The organism is Pseudoalteromonas sp. P1-9 (assembly GCF_001399975.1).
Classification (GTDB): domain Bacteria; phylum Pseudomonadota; class Gammaproteobacteria; order Enterobacterales; family Alteromonadaceae; genus Pseudoalteromonas.
Map to the genome: position 1 here is coordinate 1 of NZ_LKBD01000055.1, position 18,364 is coordinate 18,364.

Annotated in this window: 13 protein-coding genes, 1 tRNA gene and 1 pseudogene; all 15 read right to left on the reverse strand. The window is 43.8% G+C overall.

What is annotated here, in order from left to right; all coding sequences use genetic code 11:
* A partial coding sequence (locus tag AN214_RS20560) for a GTP-binding protein (RefSeq protein WP_021438671.1) occupies positions 1 to 89 on the reverse strand: 89 nt, incomplete at its 3' end.
* A 61-nt stretch (positions 90 to 150) separates the two neighbouring features.
* Positions 151 to 2,268 (reverse strand): elongation factor G, encoded by a 2,118-nt coding sequence (fusA, locus tag AN214_RS20565; RefSeq protein WP_054981434.1) that lies wholly within the window; start codon positions 2,266 to 2,268, stop codon positions 151 to 153.
* A gap of 27 nt (positions 2,269 to 2,295) precedes the next feature.
* Complete coding sequence (rpsG, locus tag AN214_RS20570) at positions 2,296 to 2,766, reverse strand: 30S ribosomal protein S7 (protein WP_010562301.1); 471 nt, start codon at positions 2,764 to 2,766, stop codon at positions 2,296 to 2,298.
* Positions 2,767 to 2,866: 100 nt separating this feature from the next.
* The gene (gene rpsL / locus AN214_RS20575) at positions 2,867 to 3,241 is read right to left on the reverse strand and encodes a 30S ribosomal protein S12 (RefSeq protein ID WP_010562300.1); all 375 of its coding nucleotides are present in this window, start codon (positions 3,239 to 3,241) and stop codon (positions 2,867 to 2,869) included.
* Positions 3,242 to 3,404: 163 nt separating this feature from the next.
* Complete coding sequence (gene rpoC, locus AN214_RS20580) at positions 3,405 to 7,580, reverse strand: DNA-directed RNA polymerase subunit beta' (RefSeq protein WP_054981435.1); 4,176 nt, start codon at positions 7,578 to 7,580, stop codon at positions 3,405 to 3,407.
* Positions 7,581 to 7,691: 111 nt separating this feature from the next.
* Complete coding sequence (gene rpoB, locus AN214_RS20585; RefSeq protein ID WP_054981436.1) at positions 7,692 to 11,717, reverse strand: DNA-directed RNA polymerase subunit beta; 4,026 nt, start codon at positions 11,715 to 11,717, stop codon at positions 7,692 to 7,694.
* Positions 11,718 to 11,984: 267 nt separating this feature from the next.
* Positions 11,985 to 12,347 carry a 50S ribosomal protein L7/L12 gene (rplL, locus tag AN214_RS20590; protein ID WP_010562297.1) on the reverse strand — a complete coding sequence of 121 codons (363 nt, stop codon included), beginning with the start codon at positions 12,345 to 12,347 and terminating at the stop codon, positions 11,985 to 11,987.
* Between the two features lie 80 nt (positions 12,348 to 12,427).
* Positions 12,428 to 12,922, reverse strand: a complete 495-nt coding sequence (gene rplJ, locus AN214_RS20595; RefSeq protein ID WP_054981437.1) for a 50S ribosomal protein L10 — start codon at positions 12,920 to 12,922, stop codon at positions 12,428 to 12,430.
* 337 nt (positions 12,923 to 13,259) lie between these two features.
* Positions 13,260 to 13,964: a 50S ribosomal protein L1 gene (gene rplA / locus AN214_RS20600; RefSeq protein ID WP_054981438.1), complete on the reverse strand. Its 705-nt coding sequence runs from the start codon at positions 13,962 to 13,964 to the stop codon at positions 13,260 to 13,262.
* Positions 13,965 to 13,970: 6 nt separating this feature from the next.
* Positions 13,971 to 14,399: a 50S ribosomal protein L11 gene (gene rplK, locus AN214_RS20605; protein ID WP_010387320.1), complete on the reverse strand. Its 429-nt coding sequence runs from the start codon at positions 14,397 to 14,399 to the stop codon at positions 13,971 to 13,973.
* A 163-nt stretch (positions 14,400 to 14,562) separates the two neighbouring features.
* Positions 14,563 to 15,120, reverse strand: coding sequence for a transcription termination/antitermination protein NusG (gene nusG, locus AN214_RS20610; protein ID WP_010562294.1), 558 nt, complete (start codon positions 15,118 to 15,120; stop codon positions 14,563 to 14,565).
* Positions 15,121 to 15,124: 4 nt separating this feature from the next.
* Positions 15,125 to 15,502: a preprotein translocase subunit SecE gene (gene secE, locus AN214_RS20615; protein ID WP_010562293.1), complete on the reverse strand. Its 378-nt coding sequence runs from the start codon at positions 15,500 to 15,502 to the stop codon at positions 15,125 to 15,127.
* A 127-nt stretch (positions 15,503 to 15,629) separates the two neighbouring features.
* A tRNA-Trp gene (locus tag AN214_RS20620) sits at positions 15,630 to 15,706 on the reverse strand.
* Positions 15,707 to 15,871: 165 nt separating this feature from the next.
* On the reverse strand, positions 15,872 to 17,953 hold the full coding sequence (gene fusA / locus AN214_RS20625) for an elongation factor G (RefSeq protein ID WP_054981439.1): 2,082 nt from the start codon (positions 17,951 to 17,953) through the stop codon (positions 15,872 to 15,874).
* Positions 17,954 to 18,214: 261 nt separating this feature from the next.
* Positions 18,215 to 18,364: pseudogene (gene tuf, locus AN214_RS22330) on the reverse strand (elongation factor Tu); the annotation flags it as partial.

Genomic DNA, 18,364 nt, shown 5'->3' on the forward strand with positions numbered 1-18,364 from the left:
GCTGTTAGAGTTGTTTTACCGTGGTCAACGTGGCCGATTGTACCTACGTTTACGTGCGGTTTCGAACGTTCAAACTTTTCTTTTGCCATTTTCTTAAATTCCTATAAAGAAATTAAAGTCCGATCCCACATGAATCGGACCGAACTAAAATTACTTAACAGCGCGAGCTGCAATAATTGCGTCTGCAACATTTGAAGATGCTTCTGCGTACTTGAGGAATTCCATCGAGTACGAAGCGCGCCCTTGTGTTGCAGAACGAAGGTCTGTTGCATAACCGAACATCTCTGCAAGTGGCACTTGTGCGTTCACCTGCTTAAGACCACCTGGCGCTTCGTCCATGCCTTCGATCATACCGCGACGACGGTTTAGGTCGCCTACTACATCACCCATGTTTTCTTCAGGGGTGATAACTTCAACCTTCATAACCGGTTCTAATAAGGCTGGGTTCGCTTCAAGCGCACCTTTCTTGAATGCCATAGAACCTGCGATCTTAAACGCCATTTCATTCGAGTCTACATCATGGAATGAACCATCATATAGCGTCGCTTTAACGCCTAATACAGGGAAGCCAGCTAATACACCATTTTGCATTTGCTCAGCAACACCTTTTTCTACCGCAGGAATGTACTCTTTTGGAACAGCGCCACCAACGATTTCGTTAACGAATTCGAAGTTTTCAGCATCCTCTTCCGTAAAGTCCATTGGCTCAAGTTTCAGCCAAACGTGACCATACTGTCCGCGACCACCAGACTGACGTACAAACTTACCTTCAACTTCAACAGTTGAGCGGATAGCTTCACGATACGCAACCTGAGGTTTACCAACGTTACATTCAACGCTGAATTCACGTTTCATACGATCAACGATAATATCTAAGTGAAGTTCGCCCATTCCTGAAATGATGGTCTGGCCTGATTCTTCATCTGTTTCGACACGGAAAGATGGATCTTCTGCCGCTAGTTTACCTAGCGCGATACCCATTTTTTCTTGGTCAGCTTTGGTACGCGGTTCAACCGCCACTGAAATTACTGGCTCAGGGAATTCCATACGCTCAAGTGTGATGTGTGAATCAAGTGAACACAGAGTGTCACCTGTTGTTACATCTTTCAGACCAATTGCTGCCGCGATGTCGCCAGCGCGAACTTCTTTAATCTCTTGACGGTCATTTGAGTGCATTTGCACAATACGACCAAAACGCTCACGCTTACTTTTAACTGGGTTGTAAACTGTATCACCAGTGGCTACAACACCTGAGTAAACGCGGAAGAAAGTTAGCGTTCCAACAAATGGGTCGGTTGCAATTTTAAATGCAAGCGCCGCAAATGGTGCATTGTCATCAGCAGGACGTTCTTCTTCTGTCTCGCCGTCGTCTAAAACACCTTGGATTTGCTTAACTTCAGTTGGTGACGGCATGAATTCAATCACAGCATCAAGTACCGCTTGTACACCTTTGTTCTTAAATGCAGAACCACAGGCCATTGGAACGATTTCGTTCGCAAGCGTACGTTGACGAATTGCAGCTTTGATTTCTTCTTCCGTTAATTCACCATCTTCTAGGTACTTTTCCATTAACTCTTCGTTTGCTTCAGCAGCAGACTCAACTAAATGAGCACGCCATTCCTCAGCAAGGTCTTGAAGGTCTGCAGGAATCTCTTCGTAAGTGAAGCTCATACCCTGATCTTCTTCAGACCAGTTAATCGCTTTCATCTTGATAAGATCAACGACTCCTTTGAAGTCGTCTTCAGCACCGATAGCAAGTTGGATTGGTACAGGTACAGCGCCTAACCGGCTCTTAACCTGCTCAACTACCATCAAGAAGTCAGCACCTACGCGGTCCATCTTATTAACAAAGATCATGCGTGGTACTTCATATTTATTTGCTTGTCGCCACACCGTTTCCGTTTGTGGCTGGACACCAGATGAAGCACAAAGTACTACAACCGCACCATCGAGTACGCGTAAAGAACGCTCTACTTCGATAGTGAAATCTACGTGTCCTGGCGTATCAATAATATTGATACGGTGGTCTTCGAACTGAGCGTCCATACCTTTCCAGAAACATGTAGTTGCAGCAGAAGTGATCGTGATACCACGCTCTTGCTCCTGCTCCATCCAGTCCATAGTTGCGGCACCGTCGTGAACTTCACCGATCTTATGACTAAGACCGGTGTAGAAAAGAACACGTTCTGTAGTGGTGGTTTTACCCGCATCTACGTGGGCACAAATACCGATATTGCGATAACGCTCAATTGGAGTTGTACGTGCCATAATATCCTCTTAAAACTTAAGAGCTTACTACCAACGGTAGTGAGCGAATGCCTTGTTCGCTTCAGCCATACGGTGAACGTCTTCACGTTTCTTAACCGCAGTGCCTTTGTTTTCAGCAGCATCAATCATTTCTTGTGCAAGACGTAAGCCCATTGATTTTTCACCACGCTTACGAGCTGCTTCAACTAACCAACGCATACCTAATGCGTTACGACGAACTGGGCGTACTTCTACTGGTACTTGGTATGTTGAACCACCAACACGGCGAGATTTAACCTCTACCTGTGGGCGAACATTTTCAAGTGCCGATTCGAAGATTTCTAGGTGCGACTTGCCTGATTTCTCAGCAGCCACGTCTAGCGCACCATATACGATTTTTTCAGCAGTTGACTTCTTACCATCTAACATTACTACGTTAACGAATTTAGCAAGAAGCTCTGATCCGAACTTCGGATCTGGAAGAATTTTACGTTGACCTATTACGCGTCTTCTAGGCATTTTAATCTCTCCGATTTCTTCAGGTTCGCTTTACTTCAGCGAATCCCCAAAACAATATTAATTACAAATTTAAGTGCTTGGCCTTACTAACGGAGAACCATTAGCCCTTAGGGCGCTTAGCACCGTACTTAGAACGACCTTGACGACGGTCGTTAACGCCTGCACAGTCAAGTGCACCGCGAACAGTGTGGAAACGTACACCTGGTAAGTCTTTAACACGACCACCACGGATAAGAATTACACTGTGCTCTTGAAGGTTGTGACCTTCACCACCGATGTATGAAGTTACTTCGAAACCGTTCGTTAAACGAACACGCGCTACTTTACGTAGAGCCGAGTTTGGTTTCTTAGGTGTTGTTGTATATACACGAGTACATACGCCACGCTTTTGAGGACAAGCCTTAAGCGCAGCTGAGTTATTTGATTTAACCTTGCTGCGACGTGGCTTACGCACTAGCTGGTTGATAGTTGCCATTAAATAGCTCCTAATAAATTAAACTAAACTACTGAAAAAAATCCGCCCTTTTACTTCACTGAGCAAAAGGGTGGCGGAATTTTAATGAGCAAAGTTTAACCTGTCAACATAAACTGCACATATAGCCCGAAATTTAGGCTATATGTGCGAGTTGCGATTAAGGTTATTCTTGCTCGCCTTCGATGCCAGCATTAAGTGCATCGGTTAGTGCTTGTGATGCTTCATCTACACTAACTGTTTGCTCTTCAACACTTTCACCTTGTTTGCGACGATTGATACGGTCTTGGTGGTAGGCAAAACCAGTACCCGCCGGAATCAAGCGACCTACAATTACGTTTTCTTTAAGACCACGTAATTCATCGCTCTTACCATTTACTGCTGCATCAGTAAGAACACGAGTTGTCTCCTGGAATGATGCTGCAGAAATGAATGATTCTGTCGCAAGTGATGCTTTAGTAATACCCATTAGCTGAATTTCATATTTAGCTGGGATCTTACCTTGCTCTTCAAGATCACGGTTTGCGATATTTACGCGCGCCACTTCAACTTGTTCACCTGCTAGGAATTCTGTATCACCACCGTCTAGGATGATGCACTTACGGATCATCTGACGAATGATAGTTTCGATGTGCTTATCGTTAATTTTTACACCCTGTAAACGATATACTTCTTGTACTTCGTTTACGATGTAGTTAGCAACATCAGTTACACCACGTAAGCGAAGGATATCGTGTGGAGACTCTGGACCGTCGGCGATAACTTCACCTTTCGATACTGATTCACCTTCGAACACGTTAAGCTGACGCCATTTAGGGATCATCTCTTCGTATGCGTCACCTTGCTCTGGTGTAATTACTAAGCGTTTCTTACCTTTAGTTTCTTTACCGAAACTAACGCTACCTGTGATTTCTGCAAGAATTGCTGGATCTTTCGGCTTACGCGCTTCAAATAAGTCAGCAACTCGTGGTAGACCACCGGTAATATCGCGTGTCTTCGAACCTTCTTGCGGGATACGTGCTAATACTGCACCAGCCGCTACCGTTGAACCGTCAGTCACTTCAATTGTAGTGAATGAAGGAATACGGATTTCTTGAAGACCGCGCTCATCGTTTTCAATGATTAACTTAGGCTCTTTCGCGTTAACTTTCGCTAGGTCTTTAACAACCATACGCGTAAGACCAGTTAGTTCGTCTGTTTGCGATTCTACGTTTGAGTCATCAATGTCGCTGAACTGAACTTTTGATTCGTGTTCAACAATGATTGGGTGACTATGCGGATCCCATGTCGCAACGATATCGTTACCAGCAACGTCAGCACCATCTTGTACTGAAAGAACCGCACCGTAAGGTACTTTATAACGTTCTTTCTCGCGACCATGCTCATCGATAATAGTAATCTCTGTTGAACGAGATGTGATTACAATCTTACCATCTGAGTTAAGAACATATTTTGCGTTGTGTAGCTTCAAGCTACCGTTGTTCTTAACTTGTACGCTGTTCTCTGCAGACGCTCGAGATGCGGCACCACCGATGTGGAATGTACGCATCGTAAGCTGTGTACCCGGCTCACCGATTGATTGAGCTGCAATAACACCTACTGATTCACCTGGATTAATTAGGTGACCACGTGCAAGGTCACGACCGTAACAGTATGCACACACACCAAAGTCATTATCACAGGTGATAACTGAACGTACGCGTACTTCGTCCACTGAGTTTTCTTCTAAAAGATCACACAGTTTTTCGTCAAGCATTACATTACGTTCAACAAGTACTTCTTCAGTACCTGGTTTTAATACGTCTTCAGCAACTACACGACCTAATACACGTTCGCGTAGTGGCTCTACAACGTCACCACCTTCAATTAGCGGCTTCATTGTTAGACCATCTTCAGTACCACAATCTTGCTCGTTGATTACTAAGTCTTGTGCTACGTCTACTAGACGACGCGTTAAGTAACCCGAGTTCGCTGTTTTCAGTGCAGTATCGGCAAGACCTTTACGCGCACCGTGCGTCGAGATGAAGTACTGTAGTACGTTTAGACCTTCACGGAAGTTCGCCGTGATTGGTGTTTCGATGATTGAACCATCTGGACGTGCCATTAGACCACGCATACCCGCTAACTGACGGATCTGAGCAGCGCTACCACGTGCACCTGAGTCGGCCATCATAAATACTGAGTTGAATGAGTCTTGCTCTTCCTCAACACCTTCAGCGTTGATTACAGTATCTTTTGATAAGTTTGCCATCATTTCACGTGATAAGTTTTCATTTACACGTGACCAGATATCGATAACTTTGTTGTACTTTTCACCCGCAGTTACAAGACCAGACTGGAACTGTTGGTTAATTTCGTTAACTTCTGCTTCAGCAGACTCGATGATTTCAGCTTTAACTGGTGGGATTTCCATATCGTTAATACCGATAGAAACACCCGACTTCATCGCGTAGTGGAAACCTGTGTACATTACTTGGTCAGCAAACACTACGGTGTCTTTGAGACCTAGACGACGGTAACACTCGTTAAGAAGACCTGAAATCTGCTTCTTACCCATTGCCTTGTTAACAAGTTCAAATGGTAAGCCTTTAGGCATAATAAGTGAGAAAATCGCACGACCAACAGTTGTTTCAACTAAGTGTGTAATTTCGCTCTTGTCGCCTTCTTCGCTGATAACCGTTTCAGTTAAACGAACTTTAACGCGTGCGTGTAAGTCAGCAACACCGGTACGGTATGCTTTCTCAGCTTCTTTCGCGTCTTTAAATACTAAACCTTCACCGTTCGCATTAATGCGATCGCGCGTCATGTAGTAAAGACCTAATACAACGTCCTGTGAAGGTACGATGATTGGCTCACCGTTCGCTGGTGAAAGAATGTTATTGGTTGACATCATTAGTGCACGTGCTTCTAGCTGTGCTTCTAATGTTAACGGTACGTGTACCGCCATTTGGTCACCATCGAAGTCAGCGTTATATGCCGCACACACTAATGGGTGTAGATGAATCGCTTTACCTTCGATTAAAACTGGTTCAAACGCTTGGATACCAAGACGGTGAAGTGTTGGTGCACGGTTAAGTAGAACCGGGTGCTCACGAATTACTTCATCAAGGATATCCCAAACTTCCGGTACTTCGCGCTCTACCATCTTCTTCGCAGCTTTGATAGTAGTCGCCATACCGCGGCGCTCTAATTTGCCGTAGATAAATGGCTTGAATAGCTCTAGAGCCATTTTCTTAGGAAGACCACACTGGTGTAGTTTCAGTGTAGGACCTACAGTGATTACAGAACGGCCTGAGTAGTCAACACGCTTACCAAGAAGGTTTTGACGGAAACGACCTTGCTTACCTTTGATCATGTCTGCAAGCGACTTAAGTGGACGCTTGTTAGAACCTGTGATCGCACGACCGCGACGACCGTTATCAAGTAGTGCATCTACCGCTTCTTGTAACATACGCTTTTCGTTGCGTACGATAATGTCTGGTGCAGCTAAGTCTAAAAGACGCTTCAGACGGTTGTTACGGTTGATTACACGACGGTATAAATCGTTCAGATCAGATGTTGCAAAGCGACCGCCATCTAGTGGTACTAGTGGACGTAGATCTGGTGGAAGAACTGGTAACACAGTCATGATCATCCACTCAGGGTTATTACCTGATTGGTGGAATGATTCCATCAGCTTAAGACGCTTAGTGATCTTCTTACGCTTAGTTTCAGAGTTAATTGTTGGTAACTCTTCGCGCATTTCTGCGATTAGCTGACCAAGGTCTAGGTCACGAAGTAGATCAAGTACAGCTTCTGCACCCATCTTCGCTTCAAACTCATCACCGTGCTCTTCTAATGCATCTAGGTATTCTTCTTCACCTAATAGCTGACCACGCTCAAGCGTTGTCATACCTGGCTCTGTTACTACGAATGATTCGAAGTAAAGTACGCGCTCGATATCACGTAATGTCATGTCTAACATTAGGCCGATACGAGACGGTAATGATTTAAGGAACCAAATGTGCGCTACAGGGCTAGCTAGCTCGATATGACCCATGCGGTCACGACGAACCTTAGTTAATGTAACTTCTACGCCACACTTTTCACAAATAACACCACGGTGCTTTAAGCGCTTATATTTACCACATAAACACTCATAGTCTTTTACTGGGCCGAAAATACGAGCACAGAATAAGCCGTCGCGCTCAGGCTTGAAAGTACGGTAGTTGATTGTCTCAGGTTTCTTTACCTCACCAAATGACCATGAACGTACCATATCTGGCGAAGCTAGACCGATGCGGATCGCATCAAACTCTTCGGTCTTGTTTTGTTGCTTCAGAAACTTAAGTAAGTCTTTCACCTTAGCTCTCCTAAAGGAGGTTAATCTTGGGGGCGGTCCATTTTAGCCACCCCAGCTATTCGTTCGCGAAAGGCGCTTTACTCTGAGTCTACAGAGCAGCGCCTAATCGGCTTATTCTTCTTCCAGCTCGATGTTGATACCTAGTGAGCGGATCTCTTTCAACAATACGTTGAACGATTCTGGCATACCAGGTTCCATCTTGTGGTTTCCGTCTACGATGTTCTTATACATCTTAGTACGACCGTTAACGTCATCCGACTTAACAGTAAGCATTTCTTGTAGCGTGTAAGCAGCACCGTATGCTTCTAGTGCCCATACCTCCATCTCACCGAAACGCTGACCACCGAACTGAGCTTTACCACCAAGAGGCTGCTGAGTTACTAGGCTGTAAGAACCAGTCGAACGAGCGTGCATCTTGTCATCTACTAAGTGGTTTAGTTTCAGCATGTACATGTAACCTACCGTTACTTTACGCTCAAACTCATCACCAGTACGACCGTCATAAAGTGTTACCTGACCACTTGAAGGGTATCCACCTAGCTCAAGTAGTTCTTTGATTTCACTTTCTTTTGCACCGTCAAACGCTGGAGTTGCGATTGGTAAACCGCCTTTAAGGTTTTCAGCTAAGCGACGGATTTCATCATCAGAGAAGCTTGCAATATCAACTTTCTGACGACAGTCACCTAATGCGTAAGCTTTAGCAATGAATTCACGTAATTCGTGAAGTTCACGCTGTTCTTTCATCATGTCTTCTAGGCGTTCACCGATACCACGTGCAGCCAGACCCATATGTGTTTCTAAGATCTGACCGATGTTCATACGTGATGGTACACCTAGCGGGTTAAGAACGATGTCTACGGTACGACCACGGTCATCGTAAGGCATATCTTCTACTGGTACGATTGTCGAGATAACACCTTTGTTACCGTGACGACCAGCCATCTTATCACCCGGTTGAATACGACGTTTAACAGCTAGGTAAACTTTAACAATCTTAAGAACACCCGGTGCTAAATCGTCACCTTGTGTGATCTTACGACGCTTAGTTTCGAAGCGCTTGTCGTAATCAGCTTTTAATTCGTCATACTGTTCAGCTAGTTGCTCTAACTCGCCTTGTTGTGCTTCATCAGCTAGGCTTTGCGTTAGTAGCTTGTCTGCAGCAAGACCTGCAAGTGATGCTTCATCCATACCAGCAGCGATAAGTAGCTTGCGAGCACGGCTTAAGACACCTTCTTCAAGGATCTTAAATTCTTCGTTGAAGTCTTTCTTCGCTTCACGAACTTGCATCTCTTCGATTTCAAGTGCGCGCTTGTCTTTTTCAACACCATCGCGAGTAAATACTTGAACGTCGATTACCGTACCAGATACTGAGTTTGGTACACGTAATGAGCTGTCTTTAACGTCAGACGCTTTTTCACCGAAGATAGCACGTAGTAGCTTTTCTTCAGGAGTTAGCTGTGTTTCACCTTTAGGAGTTACTTTACCAACTAAGATGTCACCGCCTTTAACTTCAGCACCGATGTATACAACACCCGATTCATCAAGTTTGCCAAGTGCAGATTCACCTACGTTAGGAATATCAGCTGTAATTTCTTCTGGACCTAACTTGGTATCACGCGCGATACACTGTAGTTCTTGAATGTGGATCGTAGTTAGACGATCTTCTTCAACTACACGCTCTGATAGTAAGATTGAATCCTCGAAGTTATAACCATTCCATGGCATGAATGCCACGCGAAGGTTTTGACCAAGTGCTAAATCACCTAAGTCAGTCGAAGGACCATCTGCAAGTACATCACCACGAACAACCGGCTCACCAACCATACACGTTGGTTTTTGGTTGATACAGGTGTTCTGGTTAGAACGTGTGTACTTAGTTAGGTTATAAATGTCGATACCCGCTTCACCTGGGACGCGCTCATCTTCATTTACATTTACAACGATACGGCTCGCATCAGCGTAATCAACTACACCGCCACGCTTAGCAACGATTGTTACACCTGAATCTTTCGCAAGTGTACGCTCGATACCTGTACCTACTAACGGCTTGTCTGCGCGTAATGTTGGTACTGCTTGACGTTGCATGTTCGATCCCATTAGTGCACGGTTCGCATCATCGTGTTCTAGGAATGGGATAAGCGCTGCTGCAACTGAGATAACCTGCTGTGGCGATACATCCATATATTGAATGCTGTCGCTAGGCATAAAGGTTGATTCACCTTTGTGACGACATGGAATTTGCTCATCAACAAAACGGTTTTCTTCAGTTAAGTTTGCGTTTGCCTGTGCAATTACAAACTGGCCTTCTTCGATTGCAGATAGGTAATCAACTTCGTCAGTTACAACGCCGTCAATTACTTTACGGTATGGAGTTTCTAGGAAACCATAGTCGTTAGTACGTGCGTATGTTGAAAGCGAGTTGATTAGACCGATGTTCGGACCTTCAGGCGTTTCGATTGGACATACACGACCGTAGTGAGTTACGTGAACGTCACGTACTTCGAAGCCTGCGCGCTCACGTGTTAGACCACCTGGACCTAATGCAGAGATACGACGCTTGTGCGTTACTTCTGAAAGCGGGTTGTTTTGGTCCATAAACTGAGATAACTGCGATGAACCGAAGAATTCTTTAACCGCTGCAGAAATAGGCTTAGCATTGATTAGGTCTTGTGGCATTACAGCATCAAGATCACCTAAGCTTAAACGCTCACGTACTGCACGCTCAACACGTACTAAACCAACACGGAATTGGTTTTCTGCCATTTCACCCACAGAACGAATACGACGGTTACCTAAGTGGTCGATATCATCTACGTCGCCTTTACCGTTACGAATGTCGATTAGAACCTTCATAACTGCAACGATATCTTCTTTACTTAATGTACCTGCACCGTAACCTTCTTCGTGGCCAACACGGCTGTTGAATTTCATACGACCAACTTGTGATAGGTCGTAACGCTCTTCAGAGAAGAATAAGTTGTCGAATAGTGCTTCTGCTGCATCACGCGTTGGTGGCTCACCAGGGCGCATCATGCGGTAGATTTCAACAAGCGCTTCTAAACGATCATTTGTTGGGTCAACACGTACAGTTTCTGACATGTATGCACCGCTATCAACTTCGTTGATATACAGTGTTTCAATCTTGTTAAAGCCAGCTTTCACAAGTTCAGCCATTAACTCAAGTGACAGCTCAGCATTTGCTTCAGCTACAATTTCACCTGTGTCTTCGTTGATGTAGTTTTTCGCTACAACACGATCAATGATGTACTCGTGCGGAACTTCTAGCTGAGTAACGTTGTTCTTTTCTAGTTGTTTGATGTGACGCGCCGTAATACGACGGCCTGACTCAACAATCACATCACCAGAAGGATCTTTAATATCAAAGATCGCTGTCTCACCACGTAAACGTGATGGAACAAGTTCCATTAATACTTTACCGTCTGCTACTTCGAACGTTGTTGTTTCGAAGAACATATCTAGAATTTCTTCAGTAGAATATTCTAGTGCGCGTAAAATGATAGACGCTGGTAGTTTACGACGACGGTCGATACGTACGAATAGATTATCTTTTGGATCGAATTCGAAGTCTAACCATGAACCACGGTAAGGAATAACACGTGCATTATATAAAACTTTGCCCGACGAGTGTGTTTTACCACGGTCATTATCGAAGAATACACCTGGTGAACGATGTAGCTGAGAAACGATTACACGCTCAGTACCATTGATCACAAAAGTACCAGTATCGGTCATGAGCGGAATTTCGCCCATATATACTTCTTGTTCTTTAATGTCTTTAACTGTGCCTGGTGCTTCCTTGTCCATTAGCACTAAGCGTAGCTTAACGCGTAATGGTGCAGAATAAGTCACACCGCGGATTTGACACTCTTTAACATCAAATACTGGCTCACCAATACGATAACTTACGTATTGTAGCTCAGAATTTCCCGAGTAACTTTTGATCGGGAAAACAGAACGGAATGCTGCTTCAAGGCCGTGATTGCCTTCTGCGTCCGGACTTAAGAATTTTTTAAAGGATTCTAACTGCGTAGACAGTAGAAACGGCACATCCAACACTTGTGGACGTTTACCAAAATCCTTACGGATACGTTTCTTTTCAGAATAAGAGTAAGCCATGGGGTTCCTCAGCTTGCTGACTTTTGACCCAACTGCTCATAATAATGAACAGACTAACTTGGCACTGTGGCCAATACTGCAACACCAATTTTTTAATTAGCTAAAAACATTAAAAATCAGTTGGTTGCGAAACTAATAATTAAACAACTTAGCTAATTATTGTGCGATTGCAGAGCCGGAGCTCTACAGCGCAAAAAGGCCGGTGAATAAAAATTCACCAGCCCTTGCCTGATTTTTGGTCAGGCAGCTAATCTAGCATAAGCTAGATTACTTGATCTCAACTTCAGCACCAGCTTCTTCAAGATCTTTCTTAAGTGCTTCAGCTTCTTCCTTAGATACACCTTCTTTGATTGGTGCAGGAGCAGACTCAACAAGCGCCTTAGCTTCTTTAAGGCCAAGACCAGTTGCGCCACGTACAGCTTTGATTGCAGCAACTTTGTTACCGCCAGCAGCAGCTAAGATTACGTCGAACTCAGTCTTTTCTTCAGCAGCTTCAGCAGGACCAGCAGCAACAACAGCAGCAGCTGCAGTTACGCCGAACTTCTCTTCCATAGCTTCAACTAGTTCAACAACTTCCATTACTGACATTTCAGCAATAGCGTCAAGGATTTGGTCTTTAGATACAGACATTTCAAATTTCCTAATAATTACGAACCATTAAGGGTTCAAAAAATACTTTACACCGAAAAAGAACAAAAAACAGCTTAAAATTAAGCAGCTTGCTCAGCTTTCTGTACACGTACTGCTTCAATTGTTTTACACAATTTACCAGCAGACGCTTCTTTCATAGCGCTCATTAAGCGTGCAACTGCTTCGTCGTATGTTGGTAATGTAGCAAGCATATCTGCGTCTACAACGTTACCTTCAAAAGCGGCCGTTTTAACTTCAAAGTTTTCATTCTTCTTCGCGAAATCTTTAAAGATACGCGCTGCAGCACCTGGGTGCTCAGAAGAGAAAGCAATTAAGCTAGGACCAACTAGCGACTCATTTAGACACTCATATTCAGTACCTTCAACAGCACGTTTAGCTAAAGTGTTACGAACAACCTTCATCCAAACGCCTGCTTCACGAGCTTCTTTACGAAGGGCAGTGATAGCATCTACAGTTACACCACGAGAATCTGCAACAACTGCAGAAAGAGCACCTTTGGCAGCTTCGTTAACTTCAGCAACAATTGCTTTTTTGTCTTGAAGATTTAACGCCATGGGTGTTACTCCTGGTTCTATGGGGACAAGCCCCTGTTTACTCATCTTTTAATCAAAATTAAGATTAAAAGTGCTTTTTACGGCGAGAGCCAGAAGATTAGGAAAAATCTTGCTGGGGATTCACACCGTCTACGTAGGAGATTAAGCATACCTAATGGTTTGCACCTACGGTCTTGGACGAAAGCCTAATTTATCGCTTTTGCTTGAAACAAGCGCGAAATTATAGACTCCAACCCGAATTTGGTTTTATTGCTGAATTAAAGAGAACTTCATAACTCAACAAAATGGCGCAAAATTATAGTCTAATTTTTGCACCATGTAAACGCTATTCTCTAAATTATACTATTTGAGTATTTAGAGTAGCTTGGTCTACAGCAACACCAGCACCCATCGTAGTAGAGATGCTTACTTTCTTAAGGAAAGTACCTTTCGCTTGAGAAGGCTTAGCCTTCTTAAGAGCGATGATTAACGCTTCAAGGTTTTCTTGAAGTTGGTTTGCATCAAAATCTACTTTACCGATAGTAGTGTGGATAATACCGTTCTTGTCGTTGCGGTAGCGAACCTGACCAGCTTTAGCGTTTTTAACTGCTTCTGCAACGTTAGGTGTTACAGTACCAGTTTTAGGGTTAGGCATAAGACCACGTGGACCTAGGATTTGACCTAGTTGACCAACAACGCGCATTGCATCTGGAGAAGCAACAACAACGTCAAAGTTCATTTCGCCTTTCTTAACCTGCTCAGCAAGGTCGTCCATACCTACTAAATCAGCACCAGCTTCTTTAGCAGCATCTGCATTTGCACCTTGAGTGAATACAGCAACGCGTACTTCGCGACCAGTACCGTGTGGTAGTACAGTTGCACCACGTACGTTTTGGTCTGATTTACGAGCGTCGATGCCAAGGTTTACAGCAACGTCAACACTTTCAGTGAATTTAGCAGTAGCTAGTTCTTTAAGAAGAGCAACAGCTTCGTTGATTTCGTACTCTTTAGTTACGTCAACTTTTTCGCGGATTACGCGCATACGCTTAGTTAATTTAGCCATTCTCAATTACCCTTCTACATTCAAGCCCATTGCACGTGCAGAACCTGCAATCGTGCGTACAGCTGCGTCCATATCAGCAGCAGTAAGGTCAGGACGTTTAGTCTCAACGATCTCTTCTAGTTGTGCACGTGTTACAGTACCAACTTTCTCAGTGTTAGGACGGCCAGAACCAGACTTGATACCTGCAGCCTTCTTAAGAAGGTAAGATGCAGGTGGAGTTTTCATATCAAAAGTGAATGAACGGTCGTTGTAAACAGAAATGATTACAGGAACCGGTGCACCTTTCTCGATAGACTCTGTACGTGCGTTGAACGCTTTACAGAATTCCATGATGTTAACACCATGTTGACCTAGTGCAGGACCTACTGGAGGACTAGGGTTAGCCATACCAGCAGCAACTTGTAGCTTGATTAGAGCTTCAACTTTCTTTGCCATTTTAATAACCTCATTTAATGGGTCTTAGCCTTGTGCGTGCGAGGACACGTACTCAAGCGGCTTCCCAAAATTAAAAAATTCTTAGCTTTTGCTATCATCAGATAACAAAAGGCCGCTGATTATAGATTAACCAGCGGCCTTTTTCAATATGATCATTTAAGAATTATTTGTCAGCTTCAACCTGACCAAATTCTAATTCTACTGGTGTAGAGCGACCAAAAATAAGTACAGACACTTTTACGCGGCTGCGGTCGTAATCAACTTCTTCAACAACACCGTTAAAGTCAGCAAATGGACCATCAATAACACGTACCACTTCACCTGGCTCAAACAATGTAGCCGGCTTAGGTGCATCTGCATTTTCTTGTAGACGGTTAAGAATACGATCAGCTTCTTTTTTGCTGATAGGCGCAGGACGGTCAGATGTACCGCCAATGAAACCCATTACACGTGGCGTGCTATTTACTAAGTGCCAGCTTGCATCGTTCATATCCATTTCTACCAGTACATAACCTGGGAAGAATTTGCGCTCTGAACGACGTTTTTGGCCTGATTTCATTTCTACAACTTCTTCAGTCGGTACTAATACCTCACCGAAGCTGTCTTCTAGGCCTTGGATTTTAATGTGCTCAATAATTGTTTGAGCTACGCGTTTCTCAAAACCAGAAAATGCTTGTACTACGTACCAACGTAGTTTCTTTTCTTTGTTCTCATCCGCCATGGGATCAGATCTCCAATCCAGTTAAAAAGCCAACAATTCTAAATAATGCACCGTCTAGACCCCAAAGGATAAGCGCCATTACTACTGTTGCAATCATTACGATAAACGTTGTTTGAACCGTCTCTTGGCGTGTTGGCCACACCACTTTACGTACTTCTAACTTCGCTTCTTTGGCAAACGCAATAAACTCACGTCCTTTACCCGTTAACGAGGCAACGCCCAAACCTGCGGCAATCGCTACTACTACACCAACTGCACGTAATAATACAGATTGATCTTCAAACATGTAATTGCCTACAACTGCGCCTGCTAGCAGTGCAATTGCTACAATCCATTTTAATGCATCCATTGAGCTTGATGGAGCTTCTACATTTGCGCTCATAATTAATTTACCTTAATACCAGACACAACAACCCCGGTGCTTAGACGAGGTTAATCCTTAAATCCAAACTTTATAATCTACTTAATAACAAGAAAATAAACTATCAGGTTTAGACTTCGAATTAAAGTGGCAGGGGCGACAGGACTCGAACCCGTAACCGTCGGTTTTGGAGACCGCTGTTCTACCAATTGGAACTACGCCCCTGCAAAGTGGATGCCCATTATACTGACCAATTCTTTTAAAACAAGGGTAAAAGATGCCCACTGAGCAATTATCTTAACTTTGCGATTTTCAAGATCGGCAATTTTTTATTTGTGGCAATAAAAAACCCAGCAAATGCTGGGTTTTTCAGAACTTAGAAAAGTTTAATTACTTATTCTTTTCTTTTTGTTCAGCAATTACTGTCTCAGCAACGTTTGCTGGACATGCAGAGTAGTGTGAGAACTCCATAGAGAACTGACCACGACCTGAAGTAATTGTACGAAGGTGACCGATGTAACCAAACATTTCTGAAAGTGGTACTTCACCTTTGATGCGAACGCCCATTGCGCCAGCTTCTTGGTCTTTGATCATACCACGACGACGGTTAAGGTCACCAATTACGTCACCTACGTTGTCTTCTGGTGTGAACACGTCAACTTTCATGATTGGCTCAAGAAGCTGAGGACCTGCTTTTGGAATAGACTGACGGAATGCGCCTTTCGCAGCGATTTCGAACGCGATTGCTGATGAGTCAACTGCGTGGAAAGCACCGTCGAATAGTTCAACTTCAACGTCTAGTACTGGGAAGCCTGCAAGAACACCTTCTTCCATCATTGATGCGAAGCCTTTCTCAACTGCTGGCCAGAATTCCTTAGGAACGTTACCACCAACTACTGATGAAGAGAAAGTGAAGCCTGAGTTTTGCTCGCCTGGCTTGATACGGTAATCGATCTTACCGAACTGACCAGAACCACCTGACTGCTTCTTGTGCGTGTAGCTGTCTTCGATTTCTTGCGTGATAGTTTCACGGTAAGCAACCTGCGGCTGACCAACAACTAGGTCTACACCGTAAGTACGCTTAAGGATATCAACCTTGATGTCTAGGTGTAATTCACCCATACCTTTAAGGATTGTTTCACCTGAATCTTCGTCAGTTTCAACCTGGAATGACGGATCTTCTGCAACCATCTTACCGATAGCGATACCCATCTTCTCGTTACCACCTTTATCTTTAGGTGCAACAGCGATTGAGATTACCGGATCAGGGAAGATCATCGCTTCAAGAGTACATTCGTGCTTAGGATCACATAGCGTGTGACCTGTTTGAACGTTCTTCATACCTACAACAGCAATGATGTCACCCGCTTGCGCTTCAGTGATTTCGTTACGGTCGTCAGCTTGCATCTCAACCATACGGCCGATACGTTCTGTTTTACCAGTTGCTGAATTAAGAACTGTATCACCTTTCTTCATGCGACCTGAGTAGATACGGATGAACGTAAGTGCACCGAAACGGTCGTCCATGATTTTGAACGCTAACGCTTTTAGTGGCTCGTCTGCAGAAACAGTTGCAACTTCACCAGTTGGCTCACCAGTTTCTTTATCAGTTAACGGCTGAGGATCAACTTCAGTTGGTGCTGGTAGGTAATCTACAACAGCATCTAGTACTAACTGCATACCTTTGTTCTTGAACGCAGAACCACAGTAAGTTGGGAAGAATGCTAGTTCACGAGTACCTTTACGGATACACGCTTTGATTTGCTCTAGTGAAGGGATTTCACCTTCCATGTACGCTTCCATTAGATCGTCGTCTTGCTCAACAGCAGACTCGATTAGCATCTCATGGTATTCTTCAACTTTGTCAACCATGTCAGCTGGAACGTCTTGTACTTCATAGTTTTCAGGAAGACCTGTCTCGTCCCAAACGTATGCTTTTTTCTCTAGAACGTCTACAACACCACAGAATTCGTCTTCGATACCAATTGGTAGTGTCATAACTAGTGGGTTAGCACCAAGTACTTTCTCAACTTGACCTACAACGCGGTAGAAGTCAGCACCCATACGGTCTAGCTTGTTTACGAAGATACAACGAGCAACTTCTGATTCGTTAGCGTAACGCCAGTTAGTTTCTGACTGAGGCTCAACACCACCAGAACCACAGAATACACCGATACCACCGTCAAGAACTTTAAGTGAACGATATACTTCAACTGTGAAGTCAACGTGTCCAGGAGTATCGATTACGTTTAAACGGTGACCTTTCCACTCACACGTTACAGCTGCTGACTGGATTGTAATACCACGCTCAGCTTCCTGTTCCATGAAGTCAGTTGTTGATTCACCATCGTGAACCTCACCAGTTTTGTGGATTTTACCAGTTAACTTAAGGATACGTTCTGTTGTAGTCGTTTTACCCGCATCTACGTGGGCAAAAATACCGATATTTCTGTACTTAGATAAATCAGCCATTTCTTTACTCTAATTAATTAAAATTTTTCGCGCGGAGTATAACACTAGTTGATGACAACATCATCTAATAGTGGCTTATTTACAGCAATAAAATGTACATTTTTTAGCTTATTTAAGCTTTGAATTTCACATTTAGCTGTTTACAGCTTGAACAATCAACGTTCAAAAAAAGCACAACACCACTGCGAATGTTAAAAATGAAAAAAACCCGCGTAACAATTTACGCGGGTTTTTCAATGCTTATGCATTAACTATCAAGAATTAGTCTTCGATAGTTGCTACAACACCAGCACCTACTGTACGGCCACCTTCACGGATCGCAAAACGTAGACCTTCGTCCATCGCGATTGGAACGATTAGCTCAACAGTCATCTTGATGTTGTCGCCTGGCATTACCATTTCTACGCCATC